We start from the raw sequence: 12,869 nt of genomic DNA, 5'->3' as shown, positions 1-12,869 counted from the left end.
AATTTTTGGTACCGCCCGTAATTTATGTCCATTGACATGAAATATAGAAAGTATTACCATGTAAAAATGAAAGAGATAGAAATCGGAGAGTAACCAGCGCAGTAGTATGGAATTGTATGAAATTATTAAGTTGCACAATCGTCCCTGGTCGCGCCTTGAAATTCTGTGTTTCTCGGTGATTTTCCTGTTTCTGGCAGGCAGGGCTTATGTATTATGGCAAAGGAAACGGATACGGGGCTCTCAGGCGGCTGCTGTCTGTTTTGTGGTTCTTTATCTGGGAATTGTATTTGCCTCCACAGTGTTCACCAGGAATTCCACAGAAGAGGCAACCTATCAGCTTCAGCTTTTCTGGTCCTGGGAAAAGGTGATACGGGAACAGAGCCGGGAGGCATTAAAAGAAAATATTTTAAATATGATGTTATTATTGCCCTTTGGAATGTTACTTCCGGTCACAGGGAACCGAAAGCTGAAAGTGCGCTATGGACTAGCCGCCGGTTTTCTGGTATCCTTAATAATTGAATTGTGTCAGTTGATTTTTCACAGAGGGTTATTTGAATGGGACGATATGATTCACAATGCCATTGGGAGTATGGCGGGATGCATGATCATGAACCGGGTGCTGAGCTGGATAGCCCGGTGCGGCAGAAAAAGAAAAGAAAGTAGGGATTAAAATGTGTGGAATCGTAGGGTTTATAGGAAATCAGCAGGCTGCCCCCATTTTGCTGGATGGTCTGTCGAAACTGGAATACCGCGGATATGATTCAGCCGGTCTGGCAGTCCGCAGCGATGACGGAAAGATTGAAGTGGTAAAGGCGAAAGGGCGTCTGAAAGTGTTAGCAGAAAAGACCAATGGCGGACAGTCATTGCTTGGCAACTGTGGAATCGGCCATACCCGTTGGGCAACTCACGGGGAACCTTCAGAAGCCAACGCTCATCCCCATTACAGCGAAGATCATACGGTTGTGGCAGTTCACAACGGGATTATCGAGAACTATCAGGAACTGAAAGATAAATTATTAAAAAAGGGGTACCAGTTTTATTCTAATACAGATACGGAAGTGGCGGTAAAACTGATCGATTATTATAAGAAGAAATACCTGGGAACTCCGGTAGACGCCATTAATCATGCTATGGTGCGGATTCGTGGTTCCTATGCGCTGGCTGTGATGTTCCAAGATTATCCGGGAGAAATCTATGTGGCCAGAAAAGACAGCCCGATGATTCTGGGTGTGGAAAACGGAGAATCCTATCTGGCTTCTGACGTGCCGGCTATTTTGAAATACACCAGAAACGTATATTATATTGGCAACATGGAAATTGGCTGCCTGAAAAAGGGAGAAATCACTTTTTATAATCTGGACGGAGACGAAATCCAGAAGGAGTTAAAGGAAATCAAATGGGATGCAGAGGCGGCGGAGAAAGCCGGATACGAGCATTTCATGATGAAGGAAATTCATGAGCAGCCCAAAGCAGTATCCGATACCCTGAACTCTGTAATAAAAGAGGGCAGGATTGATTTGTCCGAAGTGGGAATTACAGAAGAAGAAATAAACAATATCCGCAGAATCTGCATGGTAGCCTGCGGTTCTGCCTATCATGTGGCTGTAACGGCTCAGTATGTATTTGAGGATTTGGCCAAGGTGCCGGTCCGGGTAGAACTGGCCTCCGAATTCCGTTACCGGAAACCACTTCTGGAAAAAGATACCCTGGTGATTGTCATCAGCCAGTCCGGAGAGACTGCCGACAGTCTGGCTGCCTTAAGAGAGGCAAAAAGCAGAGGAATCCAGACTCTGGCCATTGTCAACGTGGTAGGATCCTCCATTGCCAGAGAGGCAGACAAGGTATTTTATACCCTGGCAGGGCCGGAGATTGCCGTAGCAACCACCAAGGCCTACAGCACCCAGTTAATTGCCTGCTACGTCCTTGCTGCGGCATTTGGAAGGGCAAGAGGAGAGATTACGGAAGAATATTATGAGGAGCTGATTGGCGAGCTGGAAAGCCTGCCGGATAAAATCAGCAGAGTGATTGAAGATAAGGAAAGAATCCAGTGGTTTGCTTCCAAACAGGCCGCTTCCAAGGATGTTTTCTTCATTGGAAGAGGGATTGACTATGCCATCTCCCTGGAAGGAAGTCTGAAGATGAAGGAGATCAGTTATATCCATTCCGAGGCCTATGCAGCCGGAGAATTAAAACACGGTACCATCAGCCTCATCGAGGACGGAATCCTGGTAATTGGTGTTTTAACCCAGCAGGAACTCTATGAGAAGACGGTCAGCAACCTGGTAGAGTGTAAGAGCCGGGGCGCTTATTTAATGGGGCTGACCACCTATGGAAATTACAATATTGAAGATACGGCGGATTTTGTAACGTATATCCCCAAGACGGATGCACATTTCACCACTTCTTTAGCGGTGATTCCCCTGCAGCTTCTGGGTTATTACGTATCGGTGGCCAAGGGACTGGATGTGGATAAGCCAAGGAACCTGGCCAAATCAGTAACAGTAGAATAAAGAAATGGAAATGGCAGGCCTCTTTTACACGCCTGCCATTTTTTTATTCTAACACATATTTTTCCAGCACAGGAAAGGGAACGGGGCCGATTTCCAGAACTTTCTTATGGAATTCTTTTAACTGGAAGGAATCCCCCTGCAGCTCCTGTGCTTTTGTCTTTATATCCTGGAAATACAAATAGCCCAGATAATACTTGAGATAATTGGCCGGTGTTTCCACAATGTACAGATAAAGCTCCTCGATGGCCGAATCTTTGGTGATTCCGAAGGCGGAAAGGAAGGAGGCCGTCTGTTCCCGGGTCCATCCCCGGTAGTGAATCCCCACATCTAAAATGGAATAGAGGCAGAGGTTGATGGAACGGTTTAACCAGACAGCTCTGGAATAGTCGGAATCGATTTCTGCATATCCGTAAGCGTAAGATTCAATGTAGGTCGCCCAGCCTTCAATATAACCTCCGGAGGTAATCAGATAGCGGATATTCTCCGGTTTTTGCAGGCTGAAGTACTGATTCTGGTATAAATGTCCGGGAAAGCCTTCGTGGGCCAGGGTGGTAAATAATTCCAGATTGGTGGAGCGGCTGGCGTTGTTGATGTAGATGGTATTTGGCGCGCGGGTGTCGATGGGAGGCGTCAGATAGAAGGCCGGGCTCAGAAAATCTTCCAGAGCCTCGTGAACATACTTTACTTCATAAGAGGCGGCGGGGAGAGCGGGAAAATCTTCCTGACAGAGCCTGCTTAAGGCCCCCAGGGTATTTTCCGGAGAATCCCCGGGAATGTCTTTGTCGCTGTGAAGATCTTTCAGAAGGGCGGGATTTTCTTTTAAGAGGGCGCCCATCTCCTGGTAATCGGCCATTAATTGCTGATAGAGTCTTTTTTCAATAACAGGGACGGAGGCGTAGACTCCCACATCGCTTTTCAGCAGGTATTGGTAGTAGGAAGTTCCGCCGGGGAAATTGGCCAGACCGCCCGGATTCTTCCCGGTTCCTTCAAGAGCCTTCAGACCGGCCATAAGGTTCTGATAGGCAGGTACCATGCGGTTTTCCAGGATTTCTTCATGTTTCTCAAGGAGTTCTTCTCTGTCCTTTTTTTTCAGGGAAGAAAATTTCTCCAGCTTTTCTGCAAAGACTTCCGTCATATAGGAGGGATCCTGAACGAAAGACTGGCACTGTTCCAGAATCCGTTCTAAGGTGGCGTCGCTCATGAAGCAGCCGGCCTGAGATTTTTCCTGTTCAAATTCCAGGATGCTCTGAAAATAATCGGGAACGCAGTTTAAGAGGGATAAGTAGTCGGAAATATCCCCGGTGTCGTAAAAGGTATATTCCGCCAGCAGAACCGGGAGCTGGGCCTGGATACCCAGGCTGGGGCTGAGGGGTTCTTCCAGAAGGAAGCTGCTGCCCAGAGACTGCCTGGTATTGTAATATAAAAGAAGCATATCCAGAGTCAGGCGGTTATCCTCAGAGAGCCGGTCATAGTCAAATTCTTTTAGCTGCTGTTCGTATTGGGCCCACTGCCTGGAGGCGGCGGGCATATCCTCTGTAGTGATATATCCCAGGGTGACAGGGGAGAGTTCAATTCCGTATTCTTCCGGATTTGCCAGGGAATAGTGGAGATTCAGAGTATTGGAAGAAACCTCTTCCAGAAAAATCTGATCCGCGAATTTCTCAAACTTTGCATCTTCTGAAAATACATGAGCGGACAGCCAGCCTCCGCTTAATCCCAGGCACAGAAGCACAAAGAGGATTCCGGTAATCAGCAGAGGCCTGGGGGCGTTCTTTATTCTTGCTTTTACAGACATGGCATTCCTTTCCAGTGGCTCTATCCTTACTATTTTATTGGAAAAAGGGAAATCCTATGCTATGATGGGAGAAAGAATGAGAAAGGGGCCCAAGGAAGATGAAGGAAACGGTATATGATTTGATTATCCTGGGAGCCGGGCCGGCAGGGTTAACAGCCGGTATTTATGCCCGGAGAGCCAGACTGAAGACATTGATTCTGGAAAAGAATTTTACAGGGGGAGGACAGATTGTCAGTACGGATCAGGTGGATAACTATCCGGGAATGCCGAAAATAAGCGGATATGAACTGGCGGAAGCCTTTGTAAACCATGCCCATGCACTGGGATTGGAAATTACGCAGGCAAAGATAACCTCCATTGAAACCGATGCCCAAACCGGGGAGAAAGTGATAGGGACGAAGAAGGGAAACTTCCGGGGAAAGGCTTTGCTCTTCGCCTGCGGGGCAGGACATCGCCATCTGGGAGTTCCCGGGGAGGAAGAACTGGCAGGTATGGGAGTATCTTACTGTGCCACCTGTGACGGCGCCTTTTTTAAAGACCGGACAGTGGCTGTGGTGGGAGGCGGAAATTCTGCTGTGGAAGAAGCCCTGTTTCTGTCCCGTCTGTGTGCAAAAGTATTTCTGATTCACAGAAGAGAGACTCTGCGTGCGGATCCGGTTCTGTGGGAACCGTTAGAGAAAGCAGAGAATATAGAGGTGCTCTATAATACCACAGTTTCCCGGATCACAGGGGAAGAGCAGGTGGAAAAACTGGTTCTCTGTAAGCAGGGCAGGGGAGAGTATGAACAGAAAGTGGACGGCGTCTTTCTGGCGGTGGGGATGGAACCCAACACCCAGCTTGCGCAGGGACTGGTAAATCTGGATGAGAACGGCTATATTGTGGCGGGGGAAGACGGGAAAACAAGTGCCCCCGGAATCTTTGCGGCAGGGGACATACGGACCAAGAGGGTTCGCCAGATTCTGACGGCGGCAGCCGATGGTGCAGCAGTGATTGCCTCCGTTTCAGACTATCTTTTACAGGATTGTACAATTTCTACAAATAGTATAGAAAATTAGTACAAATTAGGGGGATAAGGGGATAAAGTTATCCACATGGAAAACTATGAAAAACCCTGTAAAATGAAGTTATACACCAAGTTATCCACATTATCCACAGAAGAAGGATGTGGATTACCTGATTTACATAAAAAAATTTGGAACAAATGTTTTGGATAGATGTCATAAATCGTAGAAAAACGGAAAGAAAACGCGAAAAAGGGTTGACTTTCTTATATTCAAACGAATGAGCAGAAAAAGAAAAAATTCAAAAAGATGTCAGATAATAAGAGGAAATTGTTCTGAAATTATTTATGAAAAAAAGGGGACTCCCGATGCAGACAAACATCTGGGATTCCCCTTTTTTTAAGCCCCCTGTTTCATACGCTTGATTACTTTCAGACGGGTGAATTCTTCCCGTTCTTTTTCTTCCAGAGCGTTTTGAATCTCTTTGGTAAGGGATTCAAATTTGGGGATGGTGATATTTTTCAGGGCATTGGCCCGTTTCTGTGTTTTCTTGATGTTGGTGGCCAGCCGGATGGCGGCGTTTTCAATCATAGAGAGCCGGATAGAAAGTTCTTTTACCCGCTCGAAAGCGGCCTTGGCCTCGTCCAGGGAGGCTTTGGTGCTGTAGTAGGCATACGTGGGATAGTTGCTTTCTCTGTCGTATTCCACCAGGGGAATTTCTGTCCCCATAACGCTGCGGGTTTTGATTCGGATGGAAGTTTCAATGGGAACGGTGTGTGAAACCTGCTGGACAAAGGCGATGCCCATTTCCATGTTGGCTTTCTGCAGGGCCGCATAGGCGGTGCGGAAGGTTTCATCAATCTGGGACTGAATATCCTTTGCCTGATCGATCAGGTCCATCATTTCCCGAATCAGAATGTTTCGTTTCTTATCCATCAGCTCAAATCCCTGACGGGACAGAGCCAGGGAGTTTTTAGCCAGAATCAGATTTCCTTTGGTGGGAAAGGTATTCGGATCCATTTATCCACCTCCTAGCGTTGAGATACGTGATAATACTTATCCAGAATCTTTGTATCAATTCGATCCAGTTCTTCTTTGGGCAGCATTCCCAGCAGTTCCCATCCTCTGTCCAGAGTTTCCAGGATGCTTCGGTTTTCCGTTTCGGTCTGTCCGATGAATTCTTCTTCAAAGGCTTTTCCAAACTCCAGATAACGTTTATCCAGAGGGGAAAGTTCGTCTTCCCCGATAACGGAGGCCAGGGCACGTGCGTCGCCTACCTTTGCATAACAGGAGAAAAGCTGGTTGGCCACATCCTGGTGATCTTCCCGGGTAAAGCCCTCGCCGATGCCGTCTTTCATCAGACGGGACAGGGAGGGGAGGACGTTAATGGGAGGATAGACAGCCTGGCCGTGAAGCTGGCGATCCAGCACAATCTGACCTTCTGTAATATATCCGGTCAGGTCCGGAATGGGATGGGTAATGTCGTCGTTTGGCATGGTCAGAATGGGAATCTGAGTGACCGATCCGTTCTTTCCGTGTACAATGCCGGCCCGCTCGTAAAGAGTTGCCAGCTCGCTGTATAAGTAGCCGGGATAGCCCTTTCGGGAAGGGATTTCTCCTTTGGAAGAAGAAACCTCACGCATGGCTTCACAAAAAGAGGTAATATCTGTTAAAATAACCAGAATGTGCATCTCCTTTTCAAAGGCCAGATATTCGGCGGCAGTTAAAGCCAGTTTGGGCGTCAGCAGACGTTCTACCACCGGATCGTTGGCCAGGTTCAGAAACATAACCACATGATCGGAAGCGCCGCTTTCTTCAAAGGTACGGCGGAAGAATTCTGCCACATCGTACTTGACGCCCATGGCGGCAAAGACAATGGCGAATTTTTCATCGGAATCTGCCCCCAGAGACGCCTGCTGAACAATCTGGGCGGCCAGTTTGTCATGGGGAAGGCCATTGCCGGAAAAGATGGGCAGCTTTTGTCCGCGGATCAGGGTGGTCAGTCCGTCAATGGCGGAAATTCCGGTGTTGATATAGTTTCGGGGATATTCTCTGGTAACCGGATTCAGGGGAAGGCCGTTGATATTCAGATGAACCTCCGCGGTAATATCCCCCAGTCCGTCAATGGGCTGGCCGATACCGTTAAAGGTTCGTCCCAGGATTTCTTCGGACAGGCCGATTTCCATGGGACGGCCGGTAAGGCGGGTATGAGTATTGCTTAAAGACATATTGTCAGTGCCTTCAAAGACCTGAATCACTGCTTTGTCTTCGTAAATTTCCACAATTCTTCCGATCTTCTTTGTGCCGTCGTCCATGCTGAACTCCACGATTTCTTCGAAAGAGGCATTCTTTACTCCTTCTAAGACCACAAGAGGGCCGTTTATTTCACTAAGACCAAGATATTCAATTGACATAGAATCTTCTCCTCCTAACCGTTGATTTCCAGCACATGTTCATAGAAGTCATCGATGGCTTTTCGATAGTCTTCCATTTTTTCCAGTTGACTGTTGGGAACATCGTATTTTATGGCAATGATTTTTTCAAAAATATTCTGCTCTTTTAAAACGGAGACAGGCATTCCCCGGTTAATCAGAGCTCTGGATTTTTCATACAGGTACAGGATAATATCCATCATCAGATACTGCTTTTCCAGAGATACACAGGTATCGTCGGGATGGAAGGCATTTTGCTGCAGGAAGCCCAGCCGGATTACCCGGGCGATTTCCAGGGTCAGTTTCTGGTCGTCGGGCAGTACATCGCTTCCGATCAGTTTTACAATTTCCATCAGGGAGCTCTCCTGATTTAATAAGGCTACCAGTTTATTCCGGTGGGAGACAAACTGAGGAGAGACATTGGCCCGGTACCAGGGGGTTAAATCTTCCAGATATTCACTGTAACTGGTCAGCCAGTGGATAGCCGGAAAGTGACGGGCGTAGGCCAGGGATTTATCCAGCCCCCAGAAACAGCGGACGAACCGTTTGGTATTCTGGGTGACAGGTTCGGAGAAATCGCCCCCCTGGGGGGAAACTGCGCCGATTATGGAGACGGAACCTTCCGTTCCGTTTAAGTTCTGCATCATTCCTGCCCGCTCATAAAAGGCGGACAGCTTGGAAGCCAGATAGGCGGGGAAACCTTCTTCTGCAGGCATTTCTTCCAGACGTCCGGACAACTCACGCAGAGCCTCTGCCCAACGGGAGGTGGAGTCGGCCATAATTGCCACATCGTAGCCCATATCCCGGTAGTATTCTGCCAGGGTAACGCCTGTATAAATGGAGGCCTCACGGGCTGCTACAGGCATATTGGAGGTATTGGCGATTAAGGTGGTACGATCCATCATCAGATTGCCGGATTTGGGGTCAATCAGTTTATTAAAATCTTCCAGTACCTGAGTCATTTCGTTGCCTCGTTCTCCGCAGCCGATATAAACAATAATATCTGCATCGGACCATTTGGCAATCTGGTGCTGGGTCATGGTTTTGCCGGTACCGAATCCGCCGGGAACAGCTGCCGTTCCGCCTTTGGCAATGGGAAACAGGGTATCCAGGATACGCTGTCCGGTAACCAGAGGAACACTGGCAGGGAACCGTTTATGGGTGGGGCGGGGGATACGGATGGGCCATTTCTGAGCCAGCTTCAGAGGGACTTCCGTACCGTCTGCTTTTTCCAGAAGGGCGATAGTATCCACAATGGTATATTCTCCGTCCCCGGCTGTCCAGGTAATGGTTCCTTCCATATTCGGGGGTACCATGGATTTATGAAGGATGGAAGCGGTCTCCTGGGTTTCGGCGAAAATCGTACCGCCGGATACCAGATCCCCCGGTTTGGCCGTAATGTGTACCTTCCATTTTTTCTGTGTATCCAGGGAGTCCACACTGACGCCCCGGGAAATATATTTTCCGGAAGATTTTGCGATTTCTTCCAGAGGTCTCTGGATTCCGTCGAAAATGTTATGGATGATTCCGGGGCCCAGCAGGACGGAGATGGCGTCGCCGGTTGCGGTAACTGTTTCTCCCGGACGAAGACCGGTGGTCTCCTCGAAAACCTGTACGGTAGTCATCCCCTTTTTCAGGCCGATCACTTCCCCCACAAGTTTCTGCTCTCCCACATAAACCATTTCTGAGATCTTAAAACCGGTATCGCCTTTTAAGTAGATAACCGGTCCGTTAATTCCATAGATTGTTCCAGTTCTATTCATGTTTCAGACCTCCCTCGAAGGTGAATTCTTTCTTCAGAACCTCAAAAGCGCTGGAGAAAGAATTATCAATCAGGATATTCTTTTCCGGGATAACGGCTTTAATTCCGCCCCGGAAAGATTTTTGAGCGACCTGAATGGGAAGTCCTGTTTTCTCCTCCAGAAATTTCGCTTTATGGGCGTCGGGAAGTCCGATATAAATCTGAATTTTATCGTCCTGGGCAAACTCTCTGGCCTCAAGGATCTTCTGACAGAGAAATTCATCGTAAGCAGGCGTTGCCATGAAAGCGTCCAGATGCTCCTGCACTTCAGAAAACAGCCGGGACTTCAGTTCATTCTGCTTCTGGGTCCAGTTTCGTTTGATCGTAAGCTGTTCTGCAGAGAGGGCTTTGTTAATTTCGTGTCTTGCGTTTTCCGCCTCTGTTTTAACCGCAAGTTCTGCTTCTTTTTGTTTGATTTCTTTATGTTCGCAGAGGATTTGCTCCAGATGTTCCTGATGCTTTTCAAGCTGCTGCTGTGCCTCTTTTTCGGCCTCTTTTACAGATACATCGTAGAAATGCTCTAATTTTTCTTCGATTGTCATAATTTCCTCCATTCTGTGTGATTCACAGCGCAAAGGCGTCTTTGCATCTCTATAATTTTAATCCGATGGCTTCATTGACATAAGAGGTAATGAAGTCAGGCTTTCTTCCGGTGCCGTGCCGGTCGGGAATTTCTATAATTAAAGGTGTTTTATGACGGAGTTTTACATCGTCCACAATCTCCGGGAATTCCCGTCCGAATTTCTCAGTGAGAAGAATGATGCCGTTTTCTTTATCAGAGATGGCTTTCTGAAGAGCTTCCTTTAGTTCTTCCCGTTCATGGACCACCACCCCGTCTACTCCTGCCAGACGCATACCTGTGTAGGTATCAATGTTGTCGCTGATAAGGTACATTTTCATGCGGGTCACTCCTTATAATTTACCCAGGATCATAAATGAGATAATCAATCCGTACAGAGCGATACCTTCTGCCATAGCTACGAAGATCATAGACTTACCAAAGATGGAACCGTCTTCGCTGATAGCTCCCAGGGCTGCGCTTGCAGAGCTGGCAACGGCGATACCGGAGCCGATACCGGAAAGTCCGGTAACAAGAGCCGCGCCTAAATAACCAAGTCCTGTGGCCAGCCCGTTTGATGCAGCGTCAGAAGCGGCGGCGGCAGTCTCGGTCCCTGCGAACATCACGATAGTGCCCAGAAGAAGAGCGCCGAAAAAGCAGAAACAGTTGGCAGCCAGAGATTTTTTATACCGTTTCCTGTTCTTTTCGCCGGCAAAGAATGCCCCAAAGGGAACCACGATACTTAAAATTAATGCGGCTGCAGTTGTGATCTCAATGATTGTTTTCATAGATAAAAGCCTCCTTATTTCTAAATGCAGTTTTATTTTATGCTTTCTTTCTTAAGAATGGTTTGAATTCTCTGCCGTCTCCTTTATAGAACCGGCTGAACATCTCATAATATTCCAGACGCAGAACCTGGATGCCTACAATCAATCCTTCCATAGCGCAGACGAAGATGTTTCCCAGGATAATGACCAGCCAGTTAACGGAGTCTCCATTGGCTGCCCCGGCCAGCATCAGTACCACTTCCATCATGGCGGCGTGGCTGACTGCGAAAGCGCCCATACGGACGAAGGACAGAGTGTTGGAAAAGTAACTCAGCAGAACTTCAAATAATTCAAAGAAGCTCTGAACAAAAAACATAGGCTTGCTGCCTTCTATGGCAGGCTGCTTTTTTTGTACCAGCCGGGTTAAGGGTTCCTTCAGCATAATAAGAAGCAGAGGAATCAGAAACATAACCACCAGTACGCCGGCCGCCGGCAGTTTCTTACCGGTCATATAAAGGACAATGACTGCAACCAGCGAGCCGTAGAAAACCAGTCCTGCAATGGCGTTCTGGTCAAACAGAATGTTTTCCAGATCTTTGGAATGGATGGCGTTGATAATGTGAAACACGATCGTAACCAGAATCAGAAACATTCCAAAGGCGATGGCCACCACGAAGACCGTATTCATCTGCCCGATAAAGGGAAGGCTGGTCATGGCCTCTTTCGGCTTGAGCCAGATGGCGGGCAGTAATTCTTCAAAACCGAAGAAGCTTCCGTACAGGAATCCGAAAATGGTAGAGAAAATACCTGCCATACTGATAATGGCAGCCAGGGTCATTTTCCTGAAACGGTACAAAAGAGCGCCTCCCACAACCAGACACAGTCCCTGTCCCACATCTCCGAACATGGTTCCAAAGATCAGGGAATAGGTAAGGGCCACGAACCAGGTGGGATCAAATTCCCCATAGGAAGGCAGGCCGTACATTTTTACATACATTTCGAAAGGCCGGATGATCCGGGGATTGCGAAGCTTGGTGGGCGGCTGCTTTTCCTTATAGACACTGTAATCTTCCACAATGCAGAAAATCTGGTCGTCATCCATGATTTCTTTCTGGAATTTCTGAGTATCCCGGTCGGACATCCAGCCGCACAGGATATAGAAAGTGTCCCGGCGGTTATCGGTGCAGGCTGCCAGCCTTCGTACGTCGAAGCTGGCGGAGAGCAGTTCCAGAGCCTCTTTGGAACCCAGGATTTCTTCCCGCAGTTCCTCCAGCCGTCTGGTACGCCCCGCCCGGATTTCTTCCAGGTCAGTCTGGATGTCTTTTAATTTCCGGGTCAGGGCTTCATAAGCCTCTTTTACTGTACCCGGATAATTGTCGGGGATTTCCATCTGTTCAAAATGCATGGAGGCGTAAACAGCGTCGATTTTATCCATCTGGGAACGGGGTGAAAAATAGATTCCCCATACGTACTGGCCATCGTCGTCACATTTACAGAACACCGTGTCCAGATCGTCGTAAATATATTTTTTCAGTTTCTCGTAGTAGGTTTTCTCAATTCTTCCAAAGTGGCAGCTTACGAATTGAAAGTGCAATAGGGAAGAGAGCGGAAAATCCATGGAGTGAAAGGGCTGGATAATTTTCAGAGATTCTGTAAGGGAATTCTGAAGATCTTCCAGGTTTTTCTGCTTCAGGCTTTTCTGAGACATTTCTTCTTTCAGGTTTGCTGTAAATTCCAGGGCCTTTTCCAGTGGAATTTCCGGAACCGAAGATTGGCTGCCGGGTTCCAGCTCCTCATAAAAACCGGTAATTGTCTGCAGAGACTCCTTATAAGGATTAATTTCAATATAAGGGGTCAGATTCTGCACCGAAGTCAGCTCGGACAGGGCATTTTCCAGATGGATTTCATATTTGGAAAGATATTTGGAAACCACTCTGTCAATATCCGCTTTGGGACCGGTTATGCTTATAAATTTCATTTTTTCTATCACGTTATTACCTCCGG

General features: G+C 47.7%; 11 protein-coding genes. 3 read left to right on the top strand and 8 right to left on the bottom strand.

The genetic code is table 11. From position 1 onward, the window contains the following. Positions 1-106: 106 nt before the first annotated feature. Both B5F53_RS17235 and glmS read left to right on the top strand, forming a co-directional pair. Complete coding sequence (locus tag B5F53_RS17235) at positions 107-670, top strand: VanZ family protein (RefSeq protein WP_087226128.1); 564 nt, start codon at positions 107-109, stop codon at positions 668-670. Between the two features lies 1 nt (position 671). Then, positions 672-2,510 (top strand): glutamine--fructose-6-phosphate transaminase (isomerizing), encoded by a 1,839-nt coding sequence (gene glmS / locus B5F53_RS17230; RefSeq protein WP_087226125.1) that lies wholly within the window; start codon positions 672-674, stop codon positions 2,508-2,510. Between the two features lie 43 nt (positions 2,511-2,553). Here the strand turns inward: glmS and B5F53_RS17225 are convergent, their stop codons facing one another. Beyond that, positions 2,554-4,305 (bottom strand): DUF885 domain-containing protein, encoded by a 1,752-nt coding sequence (locus tag B5F53_RS17225; protein WP_087226122.1) that lies wholly within the window; start codon positions 4,303-4,305, stop codon positions 2,554-2,556. A gap of 98 nt (positions 4,306-4,403) precedes the next feature. Between B5F53_RS17225 and trxB the strand changes: the two genes are divergently transcribed. Then, positions 4,404-5,360 (top strand): thioredoxin-disulfide reductase, encoded by a 957-nt coding sequence (gene trxB, locus B5F53_RS17220; RefSeq protein ID WP_087226119.1) that lies wholly within the window; start codon positions 4,404-4,406, stop codon positions 5,358-5,360. 345 nt (positions 5,361-5,705) lie between these two features. Here trxB and B5F53_RS17215 read toward each other — a convergent pair whose 3' ends face one another. Genes B5F53_RS17215 through B5F53_RS17185 form a run of 7 tightly spaced genes read right to left on the bottom strand, consistent with a single transcriptional unit; the run spans position 5,706 to position 12,855 of the window. Continuing rightward, on the bottom strand, positions 5,706-6,326 hold the full coding sequence (locus B5F53_RS17215) for a V-type ATP synthase subunit D (protein ID WP_087226116.1): 621 nt from the start codon (positions 6,324-6,326) through the stop codon (positions 5,706-5,708). A gap of 11 nt (positions 6,327-6,337) precedes the next feature. Next, positions 6,338-7,720 (bottom strand): V-type ATP synthase subunit B, encoded by a 1,383-nt coding sequence (locus B5F53_RS17210; RefSeq protein ID WP_087226113.1) that lies wholly within the window; start codon positions 7,718-7,720, stop codon positions 6,338-6,340. 14 nt (positions 7,721-7,734) lie between these two features. Continuing rightward, entirely contained in the window at positions 7,735-9,501 is a 1,767-nt protein-coding gene (locus tag B5F53_RS17205) for a V-type ATP synthase subunit A (protein ID WP_087226110.1), read from the bottom strand. Next, positions 9,494-10,081, bottom strand: coding sequence for a V-type ATP synthase subunit E (locus tag B5F53_RS17200; RefSeq protein WP_087226107.1), 588 nt, complete (start codon positions 10,079-10,081; stop codon positions 9,494-9,496). Before B5F53_RS17200 ends, B5F53_RS17205 begins: the two co-directional genes overlap by 8 nt. A 49-nt stretch (positions 10,082-10,130) precedes the next feature. Continuing rightward, the gene (locus B5F53_RS17195) at positions 10,131-10,439 is read right to left on the bottom strand and encodes a V-type ATP synthase subunit F (RefSeq protein ID WP_087226104.1); all 309 of its coding nucleotides are present in this window, start codon (positions 10,437-10,439) and stop codon (positions 10,131-10,133) included. A 12-nt stretch (positions 10,440-10,451) separates the two neighbouring features. Then, complete coding sequence (locus tag B5F53_RS17190) at positions 10,452-10,886, bottom strand: ATP synthase subunit C (RefSeq protein ID WP_087226101.1); 435 nt, start codon at positions 10,884-10,886, stop codon at positions 10,452-10,454. A gap of 37 nt (positions 10,887-10,923) precedes the next feature. Next, positions 10,924-12,855 (bottom strand): V-type ATP synthase subunit I, encoded by a 1,932-nt coding sequence (locus tag B5F53_RS17185; RefSeq protein WP_087226098.1) that lies wholly within the window; start codon positions 12,853-12,855, stop codon positions 10,924-10,926. Positions 12,856-12,869 lie beyond the last annotated feature (14 nt).

The sequence above is a fragment of the Blautia sp. An249 genome (assembly GCF_002159835.1).
In the GTDB taxonomy this organism is placed as follows: Bacteria; Bacillota; Clostridia; order Lachnospirales; family Lachnospiraceae; genus Blautia_A; species Blautia_A avistercoris.
This window is presented reverse-complemented; position numbering and strand designations above follow the sequence as displayed.